A 24,819-nucleotide genomic window follows, 5' to 3' on the forward strand; every position below is an offset into this window, starting at 1 on the left:
TCAGGCCTCGCCGGTGGCGGCCGCGGTGTTCAGGGAAGGGAAACCGTCGCGGAGTTGCGTCATGGCCGCCGTGAGATTGCCCTGCAGGGCCGCGATGGACGCGTCCGAGAGATCCCCGCCGCCGTCCGCTGCCCAATGGCCGAATACCGCCTTCCCCGCGCCCACGATCGAGTAGGCCAACACGGCGATGTCCAGGGTGGGCTTCCCCGGAGCGCGGCGGGCGAACACGGCGATGAGCCGGTCCGCGCACCGGTCCCACGATTCGAGTTGGAGCCTGGCGAGCTGGGGGTTGTTGTCGGCCAGTGTGAACAGCTCGGCCACGGACGCGAGTGCGCGGGGTGCCGCGAGGCTGCGGACGGCGTCCACGGCCGCAGCGAGGACCGGCATGTCCTCGGGGAACGATTCCAGCTGGCGCAATGCCTGCTCGAGAAACAGTTCGGTGGGCTCGTTGAGCGCCGACTCCACCGTCGGGAAGTAGTTGAAGAAGGTGCGGCGGGAAACGCCCGCGGCGTCGGCTGCCCGTTCGGCCGTGACCGCCGTGGCGCCCTCCGTGCGGAGCAGCCGCATGGCTGCCTCCGCAATCGCGGCGCGCGTGGCCGCCTTGTTCAGTTCGCGGCGGGAGGTGGCGGCGTCGGCCAATGTGGAAGTCGACTCTTCGGAGGGCATGTTCTTACACTACGTGCAAGTTTGCACGGCGTGCAATTCATGGGAATGGCTGCCTCCCGGGCGACGTCGGCTTCCGCCCCGGACGACCTGCGTCAGGCTCCCTGCAGCAGGGCCCGACGCAGCGCGTCCAACCCCACCGAGCCGAGGCCGAGCGCCTCGGAATGGAACGCCCTCACGTCGAAGGCGTCACCCTCGCTGTCACGGCGGGCGTCGCGGATCTGCTCCCACAGGCGCTGCCCCACCTTGTAGGACGGCGCTTGTCCCGGCCACCCCAGGTAGCGGGCGAACTCGAACGCGAGCTGCCCCTCGGAGATGTCCAGATGCTTGGCCAGAAAGCCGTAGCCTTTCTCCGGCGTCCAGGTCCCCTCGCCCCACCGCGCAGGCACGTCCAGCTCCAGGTGGACTCCGATATCGAACACCACCCGCGCCGCCCGCATCCGCTGCATGTCGAGCATGCCCATGTGGTCCCCGGGGTCGGAGAGGTACCCGAGTTCGAGCATCAGGCGCTCCGCGTAGAGGGCCCAGCCCTCCCCGTGACCGGAGACCCAGCAGGCGTTGCGCCGCCAGTCGTTCAGCGTGTCCCGCCGGAGGGTGGCCGTGGCGATCTGCAGGTGGTGCCCGGGAACACCCTCGTGGTATACCGTCGTCGTCTCGGCCCACGTGGTGAAGCTGTCCTCGCCCGCCGGGACGGACCACCACATCCGGCCGGGGCGGGAAAAGTCGTCGGACGGCCCGGTGTAGTAGATCCCGCCCTCTTGGGTGGGCGCGATCATGCACTCCAGCTTTTCCATGACTTCCGGAATGTCGAAGTGGACGCCCTTGAGATCGCGCACCGCCGAATCGGACTTGTCCTGCATCCAGGCCTTGAGCGCGTCGGTTCCCTTCAGCTGCCGCGCCGTGTCGGCGTTGAGGATGGATTTCGCCTCCTCGATGGACGCGCCGTCCTTGATCTGGCAGGCCACGCGTTCCTGCTCCGCGATGAGACGGTCCAGTTCCTCGACGCCCCATCGGTACGTCTCCTCGAGATCAACCGCCGCTCCGAGAAAGCGTCGTGACATGAGGGCGTAGTGCTCGCGCCCGACCGCGTCCTTGGCCGGCGCATGGGGGAGCAGCTCGGCTTCGAGGAAGTCGGATAACCCGCCGTAGGCGTCGGCCGCGCGGCGGGCGTTGTCGGCGAGCTCCGCCCGGAGCGCCGGCGGCAGCTCCTCGCCTCCGGCGCGCGCCCCGGCCACCAGGGAATCGAAGTAGCCACCCTCCTTGGCGTACTCACGCGCCTGCCCGACGACGATCTCCACCTGACGCCTGGCGGACACCTTGCCGCGGTCCCGGCTCGCGCGCAGCGACTCGATGTATCCCCGGAGGGCCGCCGGAATGTTGCCCAGGCGGCCAGAGATGTGGCCCCAGTGCTCCGCCGTGTCCGTGGGCATGAGATCGAGGACCGCCCGAATCCCCTGCGCGTTGGAGGCGATGTTGTTCAGCTCCGTGACACCGGTTTCGTGGATCTCGAGCTCGAGCCCCAGGCGTTCGCGCATGGCGTCGAGGGTGGTCCGGTCGACGTCGTCCACGGGCTCCAGGCCCGCGAGCCGCGCCAGGGTCGCGCGGTTCGCCTCGGCCATGGCTCGTTTGCCCGCGGGGGAGTAGTCCCCGTATTCGGTCTCGTGCCCGGCGATGCCCAGGCCCGTCGCGAAATCCGGGGCGAGTTCGAGCAGCCGGGCGAAGTGTGCGTCGGCGACGGCGTCGATTGCGGTGAATGCGCGCGGGGTCGCGGAGGTGGCGTTGGTCATGACGGAAGACTACCCGTTTGTGAAGCTTTCGCTAAAGACCTTGCGCTAGAACCTTCCGCTGCGCCAGGACCCCGGCAGCCCCGCGAGTTGCCGGCCGCGGCGTGTCTGCCTGCGCAGGCGTTCGGCGCGCGACGTCGCCTCGTCCGCTGCGGACCTGGCCCCGTCCGCGTCGGCCCCCAGGGCCATCACGACGGCGGTCAGGGCGGCCAGTTCCTCCGCGGTCGGGCTGCCGCGCTCCACGCGCAGAAGCGCGGGTTCGCCGCCGGCGATCGTCGTCGTCGTTTCGTAGTCCACGTGGCTCCGTTCCTACAGCGGGATGTTGCCGTGCTTTTTGGCGGGCAGCGAGGCGTGCTTGTCGCGCAGGGCCCGCAGGCCGCGGACCACGTGCAGACGAGTGTCCGACGGCGCAATCACCGCGTCGACGTAGCCCAGCTCCGCCGCCTGGTAGGGATTCAGCAACTCCGCTTCGTAGTCGCGGACGATCTCCTGGCGCCGCTCCTCGACGTCGCCGCCCGCGGATGCGACGGCCGCGAGATCGCGGCGGTACAGGATGTTGACCGCGCCCTGGGCTCCCATGACGCCGATCTGCGCCGTGGGCCACGCCAGGTTCAAGTCCGCACCGAGCTTCTTCGAACCCATCACGATGTATGCGCCGCCGTACGCCTTGCGCGTGATGACCGTGATCTTCGGGACGGTGGCCTCGGCATAGGCGAACAGCAGCTTGGCGCCGCGCCGGATGATGCCCTGGAACTCCTGGTCCTTGCCGGGCAGGAATCCCGGGACGTCCACCAGTGTCAGGATCGGCACGCCGAACGCGTCGCAGTTGCGCACGAACCGCGCGGCCTTCTCCGAGGCGGCGATGTCCAGGGTTCCGGCGAACTGCATGGGCTGGTTCGCCACGATGCCCACGGTGCGGCCCTCGACCCGTGCATATCCGATCATCACGTTCGGCGCGTACAGGGACTGCATCTCGAGGAAGGCCCCGTCGTCGACGATGTTCCCGACGACCTTGCGCATGTCGTACGGCTGGTTGGCCGAATCCGGAATGAGCGCGTCCAGCGCGGCGTCCGCGTCCGTGGTCTCGAGGTTCTCGTCGAACTCCGCGGCGGGGGCCTCGGCCATGTTGTTGGAGGGCAGGTAGTCGAGCAGTTCCTTGCAGAACTCGATCGCGTCCGGCTCGTCGGCGGCCAGGTAGGTCGCCGTGCCGGTGTTGGCGTTGTGCTGGCGTGCCCCGCCGAGGGTCTCCATGTCCACCTCCTCGCCGGTCACGGTCTTGATGACGTCGGGGCCGGTGATGAACATGTGGCTGGTCTTGTCGACCATGACCACGTAGTCGGTCAGCGCCGGGGAGTAGGCGGCCCCACCGGCGCTCGGACCCATGATCAACGAGATCTGCGGGACCACGCCGGAGGCGTGCACGTTGTTGCGGAAGATGTCGGCGAACATGGCCAGCGAGGCGACGCCCTCCTGGATGCGGGCTCCGCCGCCATCGAGGATGCCGACGACGGGGCAGCCGTTGCGCAGGGCGAATTCCTGGACCTTCACGATCTTTTCGCCGTTGACCTGGCTGAGCGATCCGCCGTAGACGGTGAAGTCCTGGGAATACACGGCGACCATGCGGCCGTCCACGGTCCCGTAGCCGGAGACCAGCCCGTCGCCGAGGGGGCGTTTCTTGTCCATGCCGAAGGCACTGGTGCGGTGCACGGCGAGGGCATCGAACTCGACAAACGAACCTTCGTCGAGCAGGAGGTCGACCCGTTCGCGGGCGGTGTTCTTTCCGCGGGAGTGCTGCTTCTCGACCGCTTCGGGGCCGGAGGGGAGCATGGACTCAGCCTGCCGGCGTCGGAACTCGGCGATCTTGCCCGCAGTGGTGGACACGTCGATCGCGTCGGTGCCGGTCTCGCTCATGCCGGGGACTCCCGTCGGGTTGGGGATAGTAGGAATGGCACAACGATCACGCCATCGATGCCAGTCTAGTGACGGCCGGATGCGCTTCGCCTGTAGGAACCCTACAAAAAGCGAAGCCCGGGCTGGGGCGGGGCCGGATTTGGCCGCCCGCCGCGACCGCTGGTTACCGACGGGTAACAATGGTGTGCTTTCTACCGTAGGGTATTGCCATGACGATCCCCCCGGCACCGAGCACCGACCCGTCCGCCCCGTTGGCGGGCCGAACCATCCTCATGAGCGGCGGCAGCCGCGGCATCGGCCTGGCCATCGCCTTGCGCGCGGCCGGGCAGGGCGCGAACATCGCGCTCATGGCCAAAACGGCGCAAACCCACGCCTCCCTGGAGGGGACCGTGTACTCGGCGTCGAAGCAAATCGCCGCCGCCGGCGGGCGTGCCCTCCCGATCGTCGGCGACGTGCGGAACGACGACGACGTCGCACGCGCCGTCGCGGCGACGGTGGAAACCTTCGGCGGTATCGACGCCGTCGTCAACAACGCCTCGGCGATCGATCTCTCCAACACCGACGACGTTTCGATGCGGCGCTACGACCTCATGCAGGACATCAACGTGCGGGGTGCGTTCCTGTTGTCCAAGCTCAGCCTCCCGGCGCTGCGCCGCTCGCCGCAGGCGCACATCCTCACGCTCTCGCCCCCGCTGAACCTGGATCCGAAGTGGGCCGGCGCCCATCTGGCCTACACCATGGCCAAGTACGGAATGAGCCTGACGACCCTGGGCCTCGCCGAGGAGCTGCGCATCGAGGGCATCGGCGTGAACTCGTTGTGGCCGGCGACTCTCATCGACACGGCCGCCATCCGGAACCTGCCCGGAGGGGAACGGCTGGCGACGGCATCCCGGAGCCCGCGCATCGTCGCGGACGCCGCGGTGGCGATCCTCGCGCGGCCGCCCGCGGAGTGCACCGGCAACTTCTTCACGGACGAGGAGGTGCTGCGGGACGAGGGCATCGAGGACTTCTCCGGTTACGGGCTCGGGGCCCGGGAGGACCAATTGGTTGCGGACATCTTCCTGTGACGCGCCGCCTTCGTCCTAGGGTGGGAGCATGACCCACGAACCATCGAAGTCCCGAGGCCCCGCGACCTCCGAATCGACGCCCCCGCCGACCGACGACCGCGCACCGTTGGACGGCGCCGCCCTGCGGTCGGACCTGCTGGCCCCGGCGGGTCCCTTCGCCCGCGTTGAGACCGTGGAGTCCACCGGGTCCACCAACGCGGACATCGCGGCGTCCGCGGCGGCCGACCCCGCCGAATGGCCCGACCTGTGTGTGCTCGCCACCGACTTCCAGTCGGCCGGAAAGGGCCGGCTGGAGCGCGTGTGGCAGGCGCCGCCGCGCAGCGCGCTGGCGGTGTCGGTGCTGTTCCGTCCCACGACGGCCGACGGCGGACCGCTGCCCGCGGGAGCCTACGGCTGGTTGTCCATGCTGTGTGCACTCGCGCTGGCGGAGGCCATCGGGGAAACGACCGCGGTCGAGGCCCGGATCAAGTGGCCGAACGATGTCCTCGTCGGCGGCAAGAAGGTCGCCGGGCTGCTGGCCCAGCTGGTCCCGCAGGGCCCGGTTCCCGCCGTCGTCGTCGGATCCGGGGTGAACGTCGGCCTCACGGAGGGGGAACTTCCCGTCCCCACGGCGACCAGCCTGTTGCTGGAGGGCGCGTCGACGACGGACAACACGGTTGTCCTCACTGCGTACCTGCGCCGCGTGGCCGAGCTGTACCGCGGGTTCGTGGACGAGGGCGGCGAGGCGGACGCGGGCCTGCGCGAACGGGTCGCGGCGCGCATGGCCACCCTCGGCGCACGGGTCCGCGCCGAACTGCCGGACGGCTCCACGCTGGAGGGCGAGGCCGTCGGCCTCGACGCGGACGGCGCCCTGCACATCCGGTCGGAGCAAGGCACCGAAACCGCGCTGCGCGCTGGCGACGTGGTGCACCTCCGCCGCGCCGACGGGGAGTACTCGTAGGCTCCGGCCGGGGGCCCGCGACAGGCCCAACACCTAGAATCGAGGGGACGGTACGGAAGAGGAGGACCCATGCGACTGCACCTTGCCGAGGGCGAACGCGTCATCATCAAGACCCGCGCCCACCGCCGGGTCCTGAACGCACCGGTCGCGGGATTCCTGGCCCTTGTCGCCGTGACGGGCTTCGGGCTCGGTTGGCTGAACCGCCCGGACCTGCCACAGGCCCTCGGCGCGGCCCGGCCGCTGCTCACGGCCGTGGTGCCGATCGCCGCCGTCGTCCTGGCGCTGGTCTGGTGTGTCGGTCCACTGGTGCGCTGGCTGCGCACCTGGACGTACCTGACCAACCGCCGGGTGGTGATCCGCCGCGGGATCTCGGGGCGCTCGCAGTGGGAGCTTCCGCTGGTGCTCGTCGGCGGACTGCGGGTGCGCCAGCCGGTCCTGCGACGCGGGGCGGGGGCGGGCACGCTGGAGTTGCAGACGGCCCACGGGAAGGCGGAGCTGCCGGACATGCCCGGCGTCCACCGGCTGCGCGAACTGGTGCTGGACGCCATAGAGGCGCTCCCCAGGACCGTCATGTTCGATGGTGTAGAACTGGATGTTGAACAACGGATGGATTGGACGGGACATGGCTGATGGGTCGCAGGACGGCCTCAGGGGTGCCCAGGCCCCCGCATCGCCGGACCCACAGGCGCACCCCACCACCGCACCGCTCCCGCGGTTGAGCCCCGACGCCGGCCCGGACACGCGCGCCCTCCCGCTGGCGCAGGCGCTGGCCCACGAGGCGGTCAAACAGTCGGCCAAGGACCTCGAACACCGTCTGCTTGGCGCGGAACGCACCCTGCGCAGGCGCGATGTCGCCGCCGGAGCCGGGATTTCGCTACTGAGCGCGCGCAAACTTTGGCGGGCCATGGGTTTTCCCAACATCGGGGACGACGACGTCGCGTTCACCCAGGTCGACCTCGACGCGCTGGTGACCATCGTCGACAACGTGCGCGCCGGTTTGCTGACCGAGGAGGCCGCGATCTCGTTGACGCGCGCCATCGGCCAGATGACGGACCGAATGGTGGTGTGGCAGGTCGAGGCGCTCGTCGAGGACATGGTCCAGAACCAGGGGGTCAGCGACCCCGAGGCGCGTCGGCGGCTGGTGAGCGTGCTCCCCGAGCTCATCGAACCCATGGAAAAGATCCTGCTGTATTCCTGGCGCCGGCAGCTCAATGCGGCGCTGCATCGCTTGGGCGTCCGCGCCGACACCGGGCTGGCGTCCAGCGAGGCCGGGCGCGACGGAAGCGAGGACGACGCGCCGTTGCCGCTGGCCCGCGCCGTCGGCTTCGCTGACCTGGTGTCCTACACGAGCCTGTCCCGGCGGATGAACGAACGCACGCTGGCCCAGCTGGTGCAGCGTTTCGAGAACAAATCCGCCGAGATCATCTCCGTCGGCGGCGGTCGGCTCGTGAAGACCATCGGGGACGAAGTGCTGTTCGTCGCCGAGACGCCGCAGGCCGGCGCCCAGATATCCCTGTCGCTGGCCCGCGAGTTCAGGCGGGACGAGATGCTGCCGGACACCAGGGTCTCGCTGGTCTGGGGGCGCATCCTGTCGCGGCTGGGTGACATCTACGGTCCCACCGTGAATCTCGCCGCCCGACTGACCGCGCTCGCCGAGCCGGGCACGGTGCTCACCGACTCCCTGACCGCCGCCACGCTGGCGGACGACGACCGGTTCGTCCTGCTGCCGCAGCAGACGACGGCGGTGCGCGGTTTCGGCGACATCAACCCCGTGATCCTCGCCCCGGGCGAGGGCACCGGTCTGGTTCTGGACTAGCGTCGAACCGGTCCGAAACCGGCCGCATGGGGACTTGTCCCCATCGCGCCCGCGTTCCTCCATCGGTTAGGCTGATGGTGATCGACGCCGGTCTTGTTGGGGGAGCGCATAGGCGACAAGCATCTACGTGAGGTCTCGGCATGTCCCGATGGGGAGCGACTCCCGGCAAGACCGCGGGCTTCAAGGTGGCAGCGGTTTCCGCGGCGACCGCCCTGGCGGTCACCGGAGCCATCCTCTACCCCGGATTCGAGACGGCGGACGTCGACCTGAACGACGGCGGCGTGTGGGTCGTGAACAAGTCGGTCGACAAGGTCGGCCACCTCAACTACGAGTCCCGCGTGCTCGACGGCGGCGTGGTGACCCCGCTGCCGAACTACGATCTGGCGCAGAACGCCGACCAGGTCTTCGTGCGCAACCTCGAGCAGGCGTCCCTGACCACCGTGGACCCCGCCATGGTTGCCTTCGCCGACGACAACGCGCTGCCCGCGAACTCCTCCTTCTCCTACGGCAGCGGAGTGGTCGCCGTTTCCGACGCGGACCGCGGCATCGTCTACGCCTCGCGCACGGAGCGGTTGGGCGAGTTCTCGGCGCAGGACCAGGAGCCACTCCTGGACGCCGAGGGAGACACGCTGACCGCCGTCGGCCGCGACGACACCGTCTGGGCCGTCGACTTCGCCGCCAACCGCTTCCTGAGTTTCACGGCGCTCGCCGACGGGACGTTCGAGCCGGCGTGGGACGTGGAGGTCGAGGGGCTGTCCGGGCTCGCTGAGCCGCAGCTGAGCGTGGTGGGGGACACCGCCGTCGTGTTCGACGCGGCCTCCGGAGACGTGCTGACCTCGGACGGGACGACGACGTCGGTTCTCGATCCCGCCGGAGGGAAGATCCAGGCGCCCGGCCCCGATGCCGACGGCGTGGCGATCGCCCTGTCCAACAAGTTGGCCGCTGTCCCGCTCGGCGGCGGCGAGGCCGAGTACCGGCCCCTGGCCGCCACGGGGGAGGCCATCCAGCCCGTGCGCGTCGGCGAATGCACGTACGCCGCGTGGCAGGGGAGCGCGGCCTACGTCCGGGACTGCGCGCGCGATGCCGACGACCAGGAGGCCCGGATCCCCGAGCTCGCCGGCGGCGCGGAACTCGCTTTCCGCGTGAACCGGGACGTGGTGGTCCTCAACGACGTGGCCAGCGGGCTGGTCTGGCTCGTGAACGACGGCATGCAGGTGGTGAACAACTGGAGCGACCTGGAACCGCCCAAGGGCAAGGGCGAGGCGAAGAAGGAGGACTCCAAGGAGATCACCGACGCGATCGAACTGCCGAACCGCACCGAGGACAACAAGAAACCCATCGCCAAGCCCGATTCCTTCGGCGTGCGCGCCGGGCGGACCACGGCGCTGCCCGTCCTGTTCAACGACGTGGATCCCGACGGCGACCTGCTGGTGGCGGCATTGGAGGGAAAACAGCCGGCCGTGGGCACCCTGCAGGGGATCTACGACGGCACCGGATTCCAACTCGTGGTGCCCGAGGAGGCGACCGGATCGACGTCGTTCACCTACAAGGCGTCCGACGGCCGCGGCGGCGAGGCCACCGGCCGCGCCACCGTGCGCGTGGTGCCGATGGGCGAGAACAGCGGCCCGGCCCAGGAGCGAGTGACCACGCTGCGCGTGCAGGCGGGCGAGTCGATCACCCAGCACATCCTGACGGACTGGTCCGATCCGGAGGGCGACGACCTGCAGCTGCTCGGCGGCGCCGGCAAGGGCGAGGACACCATCCGCGTTCGCCCCGACGGAGCCCTGACGTTCCAGGACAGCGGGAAGTCCGTGGGCCGCAAGGAAATCACCGTCCAGGTCTCCGACGGGCGGGAGAGCACGCAGGGGCGCATCGTCGTCGAGGTCCTCGCCAAATCCACCATCCCGCCCATCCCGTCGACCGACCACGTGGTCGCCAACGTCGGCGAGGAGGTCACCTTCTCCCCGTTGGAGAACGACGCCGATCCCTCCGGTGCCGGCCTGCGCCTGGCCAACGTCGACGCCGTCGACGGGCTGGAGCTGGCTTCCAACCCCGACACCGGGACGGTCACGCTGCGCGGCGGACGCACGGGCACGTTCTACGCGAAGTACGTGGCGACCAACGGACCCTCCAGCGCCGCGGGCCTGATCCGCATCGACGTCAGGGACCCGGAGCGGAACACGGGCAACCCCGTGGCCGTGCGCGACGTGGCGCTGTTGCCGGCGGGAGGCAACGTCCTGGTCAACGTCCTGGGCAACGACTCCGACCCGGCGGGCGGCGTGTTGGTGCTGACCGGTGCCGAGGTTCCGGAGGAGGCGCCATTCACCGTCGCCGTCGAGCGCAACAGCTTCGTGCGCGTGACCGACGTGCGCGGCCTGACCGAAGCGACGAAGGTGACCTACACCGTCTCCAACGGCAGCGGGGTGTCCACGGGCGAGATCACCGTCATCCCGGTTCCCGCGCCGCCGCGGCTGGATCCGCCGCGGCCGAACCCGGACACCGTGGTGGTCCGGGCCGGCGACGTGGCCACGGTCAATGTCCTGGAGAACGACGTGCACCCCAACGGCGCGGAACTGACGCTGCGCCCCGATCTCAAGGAGTCCTCGAAGATCGGCGAGGGAAGCCTGATCAGCGTCGCCGACGACACCGTGCGGTTCCGCGCCGGAGCGTTCGACGGCAAAGCCCGGACGGTTTCGGCCGTGTACACCGTCGCCGGCCCCGACGGCCAGGAGGCCAACGCGCGGGTGAGCTTCCACGTCCGGCCGCTGGACCTGGAGAACAACGCGCCGCCGAACGCGGTGCAGGTCCAGGGCAGGGTTTTCGCCGGAGGCACCACGGCCATCGACATTCCGTTGGACGGCATAGACCCGGATGGTGATTCGGTCACGCTGGTGCAGCTGGGATCGGCCCCCACGCTGGGCAACGCGAAGGTACGCGGTTCCGCGATCGAATACACCGCCGGAAGGGACGCGGCCGGCACCGACGTCTTCACCTACGTCGTCGAGGACCGTCTCGGCGCGCGATCCACCGGAACGGTCATGGTCGGCATCGCACCGCTGGCCAACACCAACAATCCGCCGGTTGCGGCCAACGACTCCATCACGGTTCGGCCCGACCGGCCCGTTTCGGTGGACGTCCTCACGAACGACACCGACCCGGACGGTGACAGGATCGCCCTGGTGGACGACCTGAAGTCCTCCGAGGGGGCGGACGCGAAGGTCGTCGAGGGGCGCATCGTCGTCACGTCGCCGGCCGAACAGGGCTCGCTCTCGGTCCGCTACAACGTCGCCGACGGACGCGGCGGGTCCGCCTCCGCCACCCTGACGGTGCAGGCCGATCCGAACGCCGAGCTGCTGGCCCCCATCGCGCGCGACGACAGGTCCTCGCTCCAGGAGGCGGTGGGCAAGGACCAGATCACCCTGCCGGTGCTGGACAACGACGAGGACCCCGACGGCCGCACCGACGAGCTCGAGGTGTCGCTTCCGGACAGCCCGGACACCGCCAGCATTGCCGACGGGCAGCTGCGCGTGCAGGTGCTTTCGCGGCCGCAGGTAATCGCGTATACCGTGACCGACGTCGACGGGCTCCACTCGACGGCCTTCGCGCACGTGCCGGGATCCGGCGAGGCGCGCCCGGTGCTGAAGAGCGACGTCCCGATCGAGGTCATGGCCGGGGACCCGCTGGCGCTTCGGCTTCCGGAGCTGGTCCAGGTCCGGGACGGCCGGACGCCGCGTCTTACGGCCGAGGACAAGGTCAGGTCCGTGCCGGACAGCGGCGGACAGCTCGTGAAGTCCGCCAACGAACTGGTCTTCCGCGCCGCGGAGGACTATGCCGGACCGGCCTCGGTGACCGTCGAGGTCACCGACGGGAGTGGCCCGGATGATCCGGACGGACTGTCGGCCGTCCTGTCCATCCCGATCAAGGTGCTGCCCCGTCCCGAGGAGAACCGTCCGCCGACCATCCAGTCGAACTCGATGGAGGTGGCGCAGGGTGAGGACCCCGCGAGCCTGGATCTGCGCCGGACCGCGAGCGATCCCGACGCGGGCGACACCGAAAAGCTGGTGTTCAAGCTCGCCGAGACAAACGTCCAGGGTGTCGACGTCGAGCTCGTGGAAGGCCACACCCTGCGCGCCTCGGCGCCGCCGAACACGCCCAAGGGCACTCGCGGGGCCGTCACGGTGACGGTCCAGGACGAGGAGAACCCGCCCGTCTCCGCGACCGTCGCGATCTCCGTCCTGGCCTCCAGCCGCGAACTGCCCGTGGCCGTGGCCGACACCGTCGCGGACGCCCACCAGGGGCGCACCGAAACGGTGGACGTGCTCTCGAACGACCACAACCCGTATGCGGGCGAGGGGGACCTGACGATTATCGGGGCCACCGGACGGCAGGGCGACGGAGTTGTCGCCATCGGCGGCGGCGGGCTCGAGATCACCCCCGCGGACACCTTCGTGGGCACGATGACCGTGCAGTACACGATCGGGGACATGACGCAGGACGCGGACCGCGAGGTCAACGGCACGGTGACGCTCAACGTCAAGGGCCGGCCGGAGGCGCCCGGCCTGCCGTTGGTCGAGTCCACGGGAGACCGCAACGTGGTGTTGCGGTGGGATGCGCCGTCCAACAGCGGCTCGCCGATCGAGTCCTACACCGTGCGGGGCAACGGGTTCGAGCACCAGTGCCCATCCACCACGTGCACGCTCAACCCGCTGGTAAACGATCGGACCTACAATTTCACCGTGACGGCGACGAACGCCGTCGGGGAATCGGAACCGTCGGCCGAGTCCGCCGACGCGCGCCCCGACGTCGAACCGGAGCAGCCCGCCCCGCCGGCCACCACCTACGGCGACCGGGAAGCCGACGTGAAGTGGACGGCGCCGGTGAGCCGCGGCTCGGCCATCACGTCCTACACGCTGGAGATCTCGCCGGCGCCCGCCAACGGGGCCACGCAGGTCACGGGCATCACCGGAACCGGCTACACGTGGCCAGGGCTCACCAACGGCGTGTCCTATCAGTTCAGGGTGCAGGCGCTGAACAAGGCGGACAAGCCATCCCCGTGGAGCACCTACTCGGCCGGCGTGATTCCGGCGGGCAAGCCCTTCCAGACCGTCGCCCCCACGGCCGTGCGGCAGGAGTCGGCGGTCGGCGGCGGCGTGGTTCGGGTGAACTGGTCCGCGTCGGACAACAACGGCGCCCCGTTGCGGGGATACACGCTGAAGGTCTTCGAGAACGGCGCCCTCGCGCGCTCGTTGGACGTCTCCGCGAGCTCGAGCGGGCAGACGCTGACAGGGTTGAAGACCACCAGTTCCTACAGCTTCAGCGTGACGGCCCGCAACAAGGTGGGCGCCTCCCCGGAGAGCGCCCAATCCACGGCCGTGACCCCCTACGGACGGCCGCTGGCCATCGGGAAGCCGGCGGCCACGGCGACCGGGCAGAACAACAAGGTCCGACTGGACTTCAACCCGCCGGGCGCCAACGGGTCCGGCATCACGGGCTACCAGTACTCCACCGACGGGGGTGCCTGGCAGGGAATCAGCGGTCCCGGAGCGGTCATCACGACCGACGCCAACGGTTCCGCCCACACGTGGCGCGTCCGGGCGCTGAACGCGGCCGGGGCCGGGGAACCGAGCCCGGGGTCCAACAGCACCAGTTCCTACGGTCCCCTGCGCAATGGCGGGGGGAGATCAGCCACCCACGGAGACGACTGGATCGACTTCCGCTGGAACGCCAAGGAGGCGGACTACGCCAACGGCCGTCCCGTCACGCTGACCGTCGGGATCGATGGCGGCGTCGGTGGCACGCCGAACGACGGCAACCAGCGGGTCAACAACCTGGGCTACAGCACCACCCGCACCCTGACGGTGGTGGCGAAGGACACCGAGGGGCAGCGGAAGTCGTGGCAGATCAGCGAGACCACCAACCCCAAGCCCGACCCGCCGGCTCGTTCCGTCACCCTGCGCAAGGGCCCCGAATACAACGGCTACGAGGGATGTTGGATCGAGTGCTACAAGTTCGACGTCGAGGTGAACAACTTCGCGCCGAACCGGACGTTCGGCGTCCAGTGCCACAACGGCAACGGCCGTTTCGACAGCGGGGCGCACACCATCTCAACCAACGGCAGCGGACACGCGCGGGCGACCATGGAATGCGTCAACGGCTCGCGCTATGCGACGCCGGTCTTCGCTGTCGTCGATGGCGTCCAATCCAACAAGATCCACAACTGGTAGCGCCGGGCGCCAGCCGAACGCATCCGCGGTTTTCGAAGGAGACACACATGACCATGACAACAGAGCAGGCGCAATGGTTCGCCGGCACGTTCGAGAAGCTCGTGGCGAACGTTGGCCGCGCCGTCCTCGGCAAGGACGACGTCGTCAAGCTGGTCCTCACGGCCATGCTGGCCGAAGGCCACGTGCTTCTCGAGGACGCCCCCGGCACGGGGAAGACCATGCTGGCGCGGGCGCTGTCCGCCACCGTGCAGGGAACCCATTCGCGCATCCAGTTCACGCCGGACCTGCTGCCCTCCGACGTCACGGGCATCACGATCTACGACCAGAAAACCCAGATGTTCGAGTTCCACAAGGGCCCGATCTTCGCGAACCTCGTGCTCGCGGACGAGATCAACCGCGCCTCGCCCAAGACGCAGTCGGCCCTGCTCGAGGTCATGGAGGAGGGCCGCGTCACCGTGGACGGGACCACGTATCCGCAGTCCCGGCCGTTCATGGTGATCGCCACCCAGAACCCCATCGAGCAGGCGGGCACCTACCGCCTGCCCGAGGCACAGTTGGACCGCTTCATCATCAAGACCTCCATCGGCTACCCGGACCGCGCATCGACCGTGCGCCTGCTCTCCGGCGCGACCACCCGCGACCGCTCGGCGGGGCTGCAGGCCATCATCACCACCCAGGCCATCGCGGACATGGCGGACCTGGCGACAACCACGCACGTCGACGACGCCGTTCTGGAGTTCGTCGCGGAGCTGTGCGAGGGGACACGCGAGGCGGAGGAGACCCGATTGGGCGTCTCCGTTCGCGGCGCGCTGGCCATGGTCCGCGCCGCCAAGGTCTGGGCGGCCGCGGAGGGGCGCAACTTCGTTCTGCCGGACGACGTCAAGGAGCTGGCGCCCTACGTGTGGACGCACCGATTCGTCATGGACCCCGAAGCGGAATTCGCCGGCGCCACGCCCGAGGCCGTGCTGGGGCGCGTGCTTGCCGACACCGCCGCGCCGCAACAGCGTGCCGCGGCCCACGCCTAGCCGGACCGGAAGACGCCACGGCATGAGCACTACCACACCAGCGCCCGGCCAACGCAAGGCCCGACGGCGCAGCGCCGTCCCGCCGAGACGCGGCAGGCTCCACCCTTCCTCGCTTTGGCGCGAGGGAGCCCAGCTGGTCGAGCTCTCCGCCGCCCCGAACCTGCGGCGCGCCGCGGCGTGGTTCGCCGACACGGTGCGCCCGGTGACCGGGATCGTGTCGCCGCTCGGCTGGCTGCTGGCCGGCGTCGTGCTGGCGCTTGGCGTTCTCGGCGCCGCCTTCGGATGGCAGGAGGCCAAGATCGCCGCGCTCACGGGGACCTTGTTGTTGGCGATCGCGGTTCCGTTCGTCCTGGGGCGGTCCGTCTACGACGTCCGGCTGGACCTGAACCGCACTCGCGTCGCGGTGGGGGACCGGGCAATCGGGAGCATGGAGGTGGCGAACGCGTCTCAGCGGGCGCTTCTGCCCTCCGCCATGGAGCTGCCGGTGGGGCTGGCAACGGCCTACTTCCACGTGCCGCGGCTGGCCCCCGGGCAGGTCCACGAGGACCTGTTCACGATCCCGACGCAGCGCCGCGCCGTGATCCAGGTGGGCCCCGTGCGCTCGATCCGGCAGGACCCGTTCGCGCTCCTGCGCAGGCAGGTGCGGTGGAGCGATCCCCAGGAGCTGTTCGTCCACCCGCGGACGACGGCGCTTGAGGGATCCAGCTCGGGTTTCATCCGCGACCTCGAGGGTCTTCCCACGCGCGACCTCTCATCCTCCGACGTGTCCTTCCACGCGTTGCGCGGCTATGTGGTGGGCGACGACCGCCGCCATATCCACTGGAAGTCGACGGCCCGCACCGGCGAGCTGATGGTCCGCCAGTTCGAGGAGACCCGGCGCTCCCACCTGGCCGTCGCGCTGTCCACGAACACGCACGAGTTCTCGACGGAGAACGACTTCGAACTCGCGGTCTCCGTGGCGGCGTCGATCGGCCTCCAAGCCGTCCGCGACCAGCGCAACCTGACGGTCATCAGCCACGACGGCCCGGCGCGCACCGAAACGGGCCGGAACCTCCTGGACGACCTCACGCGGATCGAGGGCCGACCCCGGCGCGCCAACCTGAGAGATCTGGCTCGCACGACGGCGGACGCAGTCCCCAACGCATCGGTCTTCTTCCTGGTCACCGGATCGCTGGCGACGCCGGCGCAGCTGCGCGCGGCCAGCGTCCACATTCCGGTGGGTGTCCGCGCCTTCGCCCTACGCTGCGCCCACGGACTCAGCGCCGGCAGGGCGACCATTGGCGACCTGACGGTCATTTCGCTCGGCGACCTGTTGGACCTCGGGCTCGTTCTGCGGAAGGCGGCCTCATGAGGCGCGACCGCACACGTCCGGCCGCGCACCACGCCGTCGACGCGGCGTGCCTCTTCGCCGCGCTCGCCGTGGGCACGATGGGTCTGCACTCGGCGTACGGCGGCAACGCGCGCTACCTCGCGGCCGGTCTGGGCGGGGCACTGCTGGGGCTCGCCGTGGCGTACGCCAACGTCCGGTTGCACCTCGGCATCCTGCGCACCGCCGGGGTCGCGGCGGCCGCCTACCTGCTGTTCGGGACCGCCCTGGCCACCGGGGCCGAGGCGACGGCCGGTTTCATCCCGAACCTCGAGTCGTTCCGGACGCTGCTTGCGGGCATCGTCCTGTCGTGGAAGGACGTGCTTACCGTCGCGCCCCCGGTCGGCGTCCAGGGCGGCATGCTGGTGGTTCCGTTCCTCTCCGCGCTCCTGACGGGGCTGGCGGCCGGTCTGCTGGCCTGGCGGTTGCGTTCGCCCTTTTGGTCCGTCATCCCGGTGGCGGTCCTCTTCGTGGTCGGCATCTGCTTCGGCACCCGGGACGTGCCCATGCCGGTGATGCGGGGCGTGGTCCTGACCGTGGTCGTCGTCGGCTGGCTGGCCTGGCGCCGGCACGTCGACCGGGCGGTGGGCGCGGGAATGGAGTCGCTGAACCACGCGGGCGAGGACCGCCGTGCCGCGCGGGACTCGGTGGTGCGCCGCATGGCCTTCGGCGCCGTCGTCCTGGTGGCCGCGGGCGGAACGACGGCGTTGGCCGCGCCGCTCGTGACGGCGTCGGAAAACCGGCAGGTGCTTCGCGACTCCGTCGTACCGCCCGTCGACCTCTACGACTACCCGAGCCCGCTCATGACCTTCCGGAACTATGTCAAGGACAGGTCCGACGAGACGCTGTTCACCGTTTCCGGCCTGCCCGAGGGGGAACGCATCAGGCTGGCGGCACTGGATTCCTACGACGGCATGGTCTTCAACGTGGACCCGCGCTCCGGCGGCAACTTCGCGCCCGTGGGCGACACCAGCAGCATCAACGCCTCCCTGCGGGAGGAACCGCGCCGTGTGCGAGGGACGCTGGACATCACCATCGAGGGATACTCCGGCGTCTGGCTGCCCGGAGCCGGGAAGCTGGCCGGCATGGAGCTGACCGGGGAGCGCGGGCGGGACCTCTCGCGCTCGCTGTTCTACAACGCGGACGCGGAGACGGCGCTGAGCACGGTGCCGCTGCGCCAGGGCGACTCGTACACCGCGGACGTCGTGTACCCGGTGGCCATCGGCGACAAGGAACTCGCGGCGTTCGGTTTCAGCGACGTGCGTCTGCCCAAACTGGCCAACGTCCCGCAGGCCGCCGCCGGCCAGGGCGCCAAGTTCGCCGGCGACGGGGACACGCCGTTGGCCCGGGCGCGGAACATGGCCACCGTGCTGAAGACCAGCGGTTTCTTCTCCAACGGCAAGGAAAACGAGGTGCCCAGCCTGTCCGGACACGGGGCGGCCCGCATCGCGTCCCTGTTGGACGCCGAGAACATGATCGGGGACGACGAGCAGTACGCCGTGGCCATGGCGCTGATGGCACGCGAACAGGGCATGCCGGCCCGCGTGGTGATGGGTTTCTATCCCGAGGACCACGAACCCGGGTCGGCCGTGGCGATCACCGGCAAGGATGCGCACGCCTGGGTGGAGATCGCCTTCGAGGACGTCGGATGGGTGACGTTCGATCCCACGCCGGACAAGGACAAGGAACCCACGCCACCGCAGCAGGAACCGCAGTCGATTCCCCAGCCGCAGGTCCTGCAGCCCCCGCCGCCACCCCAGGACCCTGCCAAGCTACCGCCGGAAACGGCCGCGGATCCACAGGACGCCGACGAGCAGCAGGAGACGTTCTGGGACCAATGGGGTCAACTGGTCACGGCCGTGGCCGTGGCAACGGTCCCGTTGCTGCTGCTGTTGCTGCCCCTGCTGCTCGTTGCCTGGCTGAAACTGCGCCGCCGGCGCTCGCGCTTCGAATCCGGGGCGCCCGGCGATCGCGTGGGCGGCGGGTGGAGCGAGGTGGTCAGCCTGGCCACCGACATGGGCGCCCAACCGGACGGCAAGGGCACCAGGCGCGAGAACGCCCGGGCCCTCGGCGGCGACTTCCCCCGGTCTAGCGCCACCGTCATGCAGTTGGCGCACCGGGCGGACGGCGCGGTGTTCGGGACCGCCGAACCGACTGAGGCGCAGGTGGCCGACTACTGGAGCCTGGTCGAGGAGCAACTCGTTGGCATGCGATCCTCGGTAGGCTTTTGGAAACGCCAACGCGCCAGGTTCTCGCCCCGCTCCCTGTTCCAGGACGCGGCCGCGCGTGTCGTGGAGCGCCGGAGGAGGCGCGGCCGGATGGCCGACGTCCGTACAGTGGATCCAGCACAGAGACAGAAGGAGTAGCCAGTGGCCGCAGCGCTGAATCTGGTAAACGCCGCAGCGGGCAAGAGGCTGGGCGCGTGGCTGCTTGACGCCGTTCCCGTGGTACTCGCCGGAATGGTCTTCGCGGCCGTGAGCGGGGACGGCCTCGCACGGATGGGCGCCTCCGAGGCGGCCGCGGCGTCCGTGGCCTCCTCCTACCTCGTGTTCGCCGCCGTCGTCCTCGCGTACGGAATCGCCGTCTGGGGCTGGGAGGCGCACAGCGGGAAGACCCCCGGGAACCTCGCGCTCGGCCTGCGCACCACGGACGAGGACGGATTCGCGCCGGGATGGCTCAAGGTCTTCCTGCGCCGACTGGTCATCGCGGTGGCTGGCGTGGTTCCCCTGGCGGGTCCTGTGGTGGTGGTCCTGTCCAACCTCTGGGATCCGAACCACCAGCGACAGGGATGGCACGACAGGATCGCCAAGACGCTCGTCGTCGACGTCAACCAGGGGAGGAACCCGATCACGACGGGGGGGCTTTTTGGTCCGTCGACGTTCGCCCCCGGCGGCACCACCGCGCCGGGCCACCCGGACCTTTCCGCTACGGGCCAAGAGCACGAGTGGCCCGCGCTGCGCGCCGACTACCGTGGCACGGGACCCATAGAGAGCGTTCCGGGGCACCGGGCCCAGGACGCTCCCGCCCCGGCGGTCGCCGAAGAGGATCTCGGCTACACGCAATTGCGTCCGACCGGGCCAAAGACGGTGGGGGCCCGGCTGGTGTTCGACGACGGCCAGGTGCTGGATCTGGCCACGACGGCCCTGGTCGGCCGGAATCCCGCGCCGTCGGGTTCCGAGGACATCGCGGAACTGGTCAACTTCGCGGACATGGGCCGCTCCGTGTCCAAGACGCATCTGCATGTGGCGGCCGACGGCTCCGGCGTGTGGGTGACCGACCGCAACTCCACCAATGGATCCGGCATCACGGGGGTCGACGGCCGGCGGCGGGAGCTCGCCGCGGGCCACTCCCAGCGCGCGGCCTTCGGCGAGACCGTGAACTTCGGGGAACGACACTTCAGGATCGAACGCCCATGAGCCACACAGAGACCGATCACGCCGCGGGCAACTTTCGGCTCGCATACGGGGTCGCCACGGACCGTGGCCTGCGCAGGCCACTGAACGAGGACTCGTACCTCGCGGACCGCAACCTCTTCGCCGTCGCCGACGGCATGGGCGGCCACGAGGCCGGCGAGGTGGCCAGCAGCATCTGCGTCGGTACCCTCGCGCAGGGACAGGACGACGCCGGAGGTGCCCTCGGCGCCGCCGACCTGCAGGAGCTCATGCGCGCCGCCGACCTGGCGATCCGCCAGGCGGCCGGATCGCGGGCGGGCACCACCCTCTCCGGGACCGCGCTGGTCCGCGAGGGCGGCGTTCCCTACTGGCTGGTGTTCAACGTGGGCGATTCACGCACGTACCTGCTCAGCCGGGGTCTCCTCGCGCAGGTCAGCGTCGACCACTCGGAGGTTCAGGAACTCGTTGACGGCGGCGAGATCACGGCCGAGGAGGCGCTCGTCCATCCCCGGCGCCACGTCATCACCCGGGCACTCGGGACGGGGGACAACAGCGCCGCGGACTTCTGGATGTTGCCGGTGCGGGCGGGCGACCGGCTGATGGTCTGCTCGGACGGGCTCACCGGCGAGGTGGGCGACGCCGACGTCGCGGACTTGTTGACGCGGCACGCGGCCCCGCAGGACGCGGTCGACGCGCTGGTCCAGGCGGCACTCCGTTCCGGCGGAAGGGACAACATCACCGTGATCGTGGTCGACGTGGTGCACGTGCACGACGACGGGCATGCGGACACGGCGCCGCGACCGGAGGCGGAAGACGCCCACACCAGGCCGCGCGCGGAGGAGGACGGCTCGTGAACCTGGATATCCGTTACGTTCCGGGTCCGTGGCTTGCCCTGGTCAGGTCCAGGCACATGGTGTTGTTGCCGGGGGGGACCGCCGCCGCGGAGATCGACGCACTCTGGGAGGCGCTGGGATCGGATCCCTCCGTGGAGTCGCTGCTCTCGGCCGTGCTGGCGGGCCGCGGCCTGTCGCTGACCGGAATGCCCCCGTTCGGAATCCTCGCGCTGGACGAGGACCTCCACGTGATCCTGCGGGGACCGCTGTCCCTCTCGGCTTCCGGGCACGAGTTGGGAACCCACGCCAACGGAATGGGCGTGACGACGTGGATGGAACGCCGCCTGTCGGGCCAGGAAAGGCTGACGGTCGCCACCGACGACTCGGCCCGGGCATCGGCCGACGACGGGGCGGTAGGCCTGCCCCTGGTCGAGGGCGTGGTGCCTTTCGGGCGCATCGTTGCCGAGCTTCCGTCGTCCTGCGACGGGCAGGTCATCGAGCCGCTGTCCGCGCCTACTCCCCAGGTGGCGTCCGTGCCGGAACCCGCACCCGATCCGGACCCCGTGCTGGCGCCCGTGCCGGACCCCGCACCCGAGCGGGCCGCCGTCTCCGAGGAAACCTCCGCGTTCCACGGCGAGGTGGAGGACGCCCCCGGCATCAACGACACGATGGTCACGGCAGACGAAGCCGACGAGGAAAGCACCATCCTGTCCCCGGAGGCCGGGCCAAGGACGCCGGGGCCAACGGCGCCCGAACCGCCGGGCGATGCGCACGAAATGATCGACGCGGTCCCGTGGCTCGCCGCGGCGCGCGTGGCGTCGCCGAAACCGGAGCCCGCGGCGCCGGCGACTGCCGTCCATGCTGCCGAGGCCGGCGACCACGACGGACACACGCTGATGCGCGGCGACCTGCCGAAGGGGCGCGCGGCCACCGCCGCCGCGACCGGTAAGGCCGCCGAGGCCGGCGGGCCCAAGGTACTCGGCAGGATGTGCGCGTCCGGGCACGCCAACCCGCCGACGTCGTCCTCGTGCGGCCACTGCGCCGCCCCCCTGGCGTCCGAGGCGCTCCCGACCCCGCGGCCCTCGCTGGGCCGCATGGTGGTTTCCACGGGCGAGACCGTCGAGCTGGACCGGTCCGCCGTCGTCGGACGCCAACCGTCGGTTTCGCGCGTGGCCAGCGGGACCATGCCGCGCCTCGTCCAGGTGCGCAGCCCGGGCGGGGACATCTCCCGGTCCCACCTGGAGGTTCGGCTGGATGGGTGGCACGTCATGCTTGCGGACCTCAATGCCACCAACGGCACCATGCTCGTGCGTCCCGGGCAACCGCCGCGCCGGCTGGCGAAGGGGGAGTCCCTGATGCTGCTGGACGGCGACATCGCCGACCTGGGCGACGGCGTGTGGTTGCGCTTCGAGGGACTCCTGTGAGCGGCAAGCGCCCGCCCGCCCCACCCCCGGCCATCGCCGGCTACGAATACGTCAGCCTGCTGGGCACCGGTGGATTCTCCGACGTGTACCTGTACCAGCAGGACCGGCCCCGCCGGAAGGTGGCGGTGAAGGTCCTGCTGTCCGACCTCAAGACCGAGGGCGCGCGGCGCCGTTTCGAGTCCGAGGCCAACCTCATGGCCCAGCTCTCCTCCCACCCCTATATCGTCACGATCTTCGAGGCGAACGTCACGGGCGAGGGGCACTCGTACCTGGCCATGGAGTACTGCTCGCGGCCCAGCCTCGACGTGCGCTACCGCCGGGCGCGACTCGGCGTGGACGAGGTGCTCTCCATCGGCATCCAGGTCGCCTCCGCCGTCGAAACGGCCCACCGCGCGGGGATCGTCCACCGGGACATCAAGCCCGCCAACATCCTGGTCACGGACTACAACCGGCCCGCGCTGACCGACTTCGGCATCTCCGGCACCACGGACACGCTGGACGACGAGGCGGGGCTCTCGATTCCCTGGTCGCCGCCCGAGGCCTTCGACGGTGGCGCGCCGGAGGGCGTGCGCATGGACGTCTGGTCCCTCGGCGCCACGATCTACACGCTGCTGGCGGGCCGCTCGCCCTTCGTTCGGACCGGTGCGGACAACTCCCAGCGCGAGCTCATCTCCCGCATCGCGAATTCCCCGCTCCAGCCGCTGAACCGCGCCGACGTGCCGTCCGCGCTGGAGCAGACCCTCGCGACCGCGATGTCCAAGGATCCCGCGGGGCGGTTCGCCTCGGCGCACCAACTCGCGCTGTCGCTGCAGCGAGTGCAGGCCGAACTCGGCCTGCCGGTGACGCCGTTCGAGGTGCTCGACGACGCCGGCTTCGCCGAGGAGCGGGGATCGGACGACGACGGGGACGCGACCCGACTGCGCCAAGTCGTTTCGATCGATCCGCGGGGCAACACCGGATCCGCGACCGGCGAGGGCGGTCCCCCGCAGTCCGACGCGGACGCGTGGGACCACACCCTCATGCGAACGCCGGCGGTGGACGAGGGGTCCACCACCGAGCGCGCGGCCACCGGGCGTGCCGCAACGCAACCGGGATGGGTGCCCGCCGTGCCCACCGACGTCGGGCGGCCGCGGGAGACCGTGTCCGGGCAACGGTTCCCCACCGGGCTCGTGGCGGGCATCGCCTCCGTCGCCGCCGTCGTCATGGCGGGCGCGCTGGTGGCGAACACCGTGTTGGATGGCGCCGAATCCGACGCCGGTTCCGGCGGCCCGCAGCCCACCCGTGGTCCATCGGACCCGCTCGCCGGGACGGAGGGCACGGTCGCGCCCGCGACCGGGTTCGAGACAGCCGTGGCCGGGGAAACGGTGAGGTTCACGTGGGAGAACGCGGACCCCCACGACGGCGATGTGTACTTCTGGGCTCCGGTGACGGCGACGGACCAGGGCGAGAACCGGAAGACCAAGGCGACCGGCGTCGAGACCCCCCGCGCCGAGGGCCAGCCGACGTGCATTCAGGTGACGGTCGTGCGCTCCACGGGGCGGGCCTCCGAGCCGGCCCGGCATTGCGCCGCCGGGTAGGGGCCGGGACCCTTGTTCAATTCGGTAGATAATCTGGGTGGCAAAGAAGACGGAGGGACGGATGTGGTGGCCGGGATAAACATCGATTTCTGCGGGGAGTGGTTCCCCGTCGCCGAGGAGCAGGTCTTCGCCATCGGCCGCGAGGGCGATCTCGAGGTCGACGACAATCCCTACCTCCACCGGCGGTTCCTGACCCTGGCCCGGTACGACGGCATGTGGTGGCTCTCCAACGTCGGCAGCCGGCTGTCGGCCACCGTCACCGACGCGACCGGTGGCCTGCAGGCCTGGGTCGCCCCCGGCGCCCGCCTGCCGCTGGTCTTCGCCCACACGAACGTGGTCTTCACCGCCGGCCCCACCACCTACGAGTTCGCCGTGCATCTGACGGCCCCGGCGTTCCGGCAGGAATGGACCGCGGACAGCGGCGAGGGCCAAACCACCATCGGCCCGGTGCTGCTGACGGAGTCCCAGCGGGCACTCGTCGTCGCACTCGCCGAACCGATGCTGCGGCGCGACGGAACGGGCCTGAGCTCGATCCCCTCGTCGGCGAAGGCGTCCCAACGGCTGGGATGGCAGCTCACCAAGTTCAACCGCAAACTGGACAACGTCTGCGACAAGCTGGACCGCGCCGGCGTCGCGGGACTGCGCGGCGGCCCGGGAAAGCTGGCGACCAACCGCAGGGCGCGGCTGGTCGAGCATGCGGTGACATCGCACTTGGTGACTCCGGCGGATCTCCGGTTGCTGGAGTCCGCCCCGCCCGCCGACGAATAACCGGGCGCAGTACCTTCCGCCGTGGGGCA

At 70.3% G+C, this 24,819-nt stretch carries 17 protein-coding genes; 13 read left to right on the forward strand and 4 right to left on the reverse strand.

Annotation, left to right across the window (positions count from 1 at the left end; translation table 11 throughout):
• The 4 genes from AC0QSG_RS00800 to AC0QSG_RS00815 form a co-directional block, all read right to left on the reverse strand.
• A complete protein-coding gene (locus AC0QSG_RS00800) occupies positions 1-666 on the reverse strand; it encodes a TetR family transcriptional regulator (protein ID WP_475376338.1) in 666 nt (221 codons plus the stop codon).
• A 92-nt stretch (positions 667-758) separates the two neighbouring features.
• The gene (locus AC0QSG_RS00805) at positions 759-2,450 is read right to left on the reverse strand and encodes a DUF885 domain-containing protein (protein WP_475376339.1); all 1,692 of its coding nucleotides are present in this window, start codon (positions 2,448-2,450) and stop codon (positions 759-761) included.
• Positions 2,451-2,495: 45 nt separating this feature from the next.
• Positions 2,496-2,744 (reverse strand): acyl-CoA carboxylase subunit epsilon, encoded by a 249-nt coding sequence (locus AC0QSG_RS00810; RefSeq protein WP_475376340.1) that lies wholly within the window; start codon positions 2,742-2,744, stop codon positions 2,496-2,498.
• 12 nt (positions 2,745-2,756) lie between these two features.
• Complete coding sequence (locus tag AC0QSG_RS00815) at positions 2,757-4,358, reverse strand: acyl-CoA carboxylase subunit beta (protein WP_475376341.1); 1,602 nt, start codon at positions 4,356-4,358, stop codon at positions 2,757-2,759.
• Positions 4,359-4,567: 209 nt separating this feature from the next.
• Between AC0QSG_RS00815 and AC0QSG_RS00820 the strand changes: the two genes are divergently transcribed.
• The 13 genes from AC0QSG_RS00820 to AC0QSG_RS00880 all read left to right on the forward strand — a co-directional run bounded on the left by AC0QSG_RS00820 (position 4,568) and on the right by AC0QSG_RS00880 (position 24,790).
• Positions 4,568-5,425: an SDR family oxidoreductase gene (locus tag AC0QSG_RS00820; protein WP_475376342.1), complete on the forward strand. Its 858-nt coding sequence runs from the start codon at positions 4,568-4,570 to the stop codon at positions 5,423-5,425.
• Positions 5,426-5,453: 28 nt separating this feature from the next.
• Positions 5,454-6,365, forward strand: coding sequence for a biotin--[acetyl-CoA-carboxylase] ligase (locus AC0QSG_RS00825; protein WP_475376343.1), 912 nt, complete (start codon positions 5,454-5,456; stop codon positions 6,363-6,365).
• Positions 6,366-6,434: 69 nt separating this feature from the next.
• The gene (locus tag AC0QSG_RS00830) at positions 6,435-6,995 is read left to right on the forward strand and encodes a PH domain-containing protein (protein WP_475376344.1); all 561 of its coding nucleotides are present in this window, start codon (positions 6,435-6,437) and stop codon (positions 6,993-6,995) included.
• Positions 6,988-8,181 (forward strand): adenylate/guanylate cyclase domain-containing protein, encoded by a 1,194-nt coding sequence (locus AC0QSG_RS00835; protein ID WP_475376345.1) that lies wholly within the window; start codon positions 6,988-6,990, stop codon positions 8,179-8,181. Before AC0QSG_RS00830 ends, AC0QSG_RS00835 begins: the two co-directional genes overlap by 8 nt.
• A 140-nt stretch (positions 8,182-8,321) precedes the next feature.
• Positions 8,322-14,405 (forward strand): Ig-like domain-containing protein, encoded by a 6,084-nt coding sequence (locus tag AC0QSG_RS00840; RefSeq protein WP_475376346.1) that lies wholly within the window; start codon positions 8,322-8,324, stop codon positions 14,403-14,405.
• Positions 14,406-14,452: 47 nt separating this feature from the next.
• On the forward strand, positions 14,453-15,430 hold the full coding sequence (locus tag AC0QSG_RS00845; RefSeq protein WP_435725785.1) for an AAA family ATPase: 978 nt from the start codon (positions 14,453-14,455) through the stop codon (positions 15,428-15,430).
• 22 nt (positions 15,431-15,452) lie between these two features.
• A complete protein-coding gene (locus AC0QSG_RS00850; RefSeq protein WP_475376347.1) occupies positions 15,453-16,781 on the forward strand; it encodes a DUF58 domain-containing protein in 1,329 nt (442 codons plus the stop codon).
• On the forward strand, positions 16,778-19,162 hold the full coding sequence (locus AC0QSG_RS00855; protein ID WP_475376348.1) for a transglutaminase-like domain-containing protein: 2,385 nt from the start codon (positions 16,778-16,780) through the stop codon (positions 19,160-19,162). Before AC0QSG_RS00850 ends, AC0QSG_RS00855 begins: the two co-directional genes overlap by 4 nt.
• Positions 19,163-19,165: 3 nt before the next feature.
• Positions 19,166-20,212, forward strand: coding sequence for an RDD family protein (locus AC0QSG_RS00860; protein WP_475376349.1), 1,047 nt, complete (start codon positions 19,166-19,168; stop codon positions 20,210-20,212).
• Entirely contained in the window at positions 20,209-21,042 is an 834-nt protein-coding gene (locus AC0QSG_RS00865; RefSeq protein WP_435725789.1) for a PP2C family protein-serine/threonine phosphatase, read from the forward strand. Before AC0QSG_RS00860 ends, AC0QSG_RS00865 begins: the two co-directional genes overlap by 4 nt.
• Complete coding sequence (locus AC0QSG_RS00870; protein WP_475376350.1) at positions 21,039-22,445, forward strand: FHA domain-containing protein; 1,407 nt, start codon at positions 21,039-21,041, stop codon at positions 22,443-22,445. Before AC0QSG_RS00865 ends, AC0QSG_RS00870 begins: the two co-directional genes overlap by 4 nt.
• Positions 22,442-24,022 (forward strand): serine/threonine-protein kinase, encoded by a 1,581-nt coding sequence (locus AC0QSG_RS00875; protein WP_475376351.1) that lies wholly within the window; start codon positions 22,442-22,444, stop codon positions 24,020-24,022. The genes AC0QSG_RS00870 and AC0QSG_RS00875 overlap by 4 nt, the downstream gene beginning before the upstream one ends.
• A 66-nt stretch (positions 24,023-24,088) precedes the next feature.
• Positions 24,089-24,790: a hypothetical protein gene (locus tag AC0QSG_RS00880; protein WP_435725792.1), complete on the forward strand. Its 702-nt coding sequence runs from the start codon at positions 24,089-24,091 to the stop codon at positions 24,788-24,790.
• Positions 24,791-24,819 lie beyond the last annotated feature (29 nt).

This window comes from Arthrobacter sp. LT660, assembly GCF_056172845.1.

Bases quoted from the DNA above. Each gene is read 5' to 3' on its own strand.
- AC0QSG_RS00825 (WP_475376343.1), top strand. From the start codon at position 5,454: ATGACCCACGAACCATCGAAGTCCCGAGGCCCCGCGACCTCCGAATCG.
- AC0QSG_RS00830 (WP_475376344.1), top strand. From the start codon at position 6,435: ATGCGACTGCACCTTGCCGAGGGCGAACGCGTCATCATCAAGACCCGC.
- AC0QSG_RS00820 (WP_475376342.1), top strand. From the start codon at position 4,568: ATGACGATCCCCCCGGCACCGAGCACCGACCCGTCCGCCCCGTTGGCG.
- AC0QSG_RS00850 (WP_475376347.1), top strand. From the start codon at position 15,453: ATGAGCACTACCACACCAGCGCCCGGCCAACGCAAGGCCCGACGGCGC.
- AC0QSG_RS00855 (WP_475376348.1), top strand. From the start codon at position 16,778: ATGAGGCGCGACCGCACACGTCCGGCCGCGCACCACGCCGTCGACGCG.
- AC0QSG_RS00840 (WP_475376346.1), top strand. From the start codon at position 8,322: ATGTCCCGATGGGGAGCGACTCCCGGCAAGACCGCGGGCTTCAAGGTG.
- AC0QSG_RS00815 (WP_475376341.1), bottom strand. From the start codon at position 4,358: ATGAGCGAGACCGGCACCGACGCGATCGACGTGTCCACCACTGCGGGC.
- AC0QSG_RS00805 (WP_475376339.1), bottom strand. From the start codon at position 2,450: ATGACCAACGCCACCTCCGCGACCCCGCGCGCATTCACCGCAATCGAC.
- AC0QSG_RS00865 (WP_435725789.1), top strand. From the start codon at position 20,209: ATGAGCCACACAGAGACCGATCACGCCGCGGGCAACTTTCGGCTCGCA.
- AC0QSG_RS00835 (WP_475376345.1), top strand. From the start codon at position 6,988: ATGGCTGATGGGTCGCAGGACGGCCTCAGGGGTGCCCAGGCCCCCGCA.
- AC0QSG_RS00800 (WP_475376338.1), bottom strand. From the start codon at position 666: ATGCCCTCCGAAGAGTCGACTTCCACATTGGCCGACGCCGCCACCTCC.
- AC0QSG_RS00845 (WP_435725785.1), top strand. From the start codon at position 14,453: ATGACCATGACAACAGAGCAGGCGCAATGGTTCGCCGGCACGTTCGAG.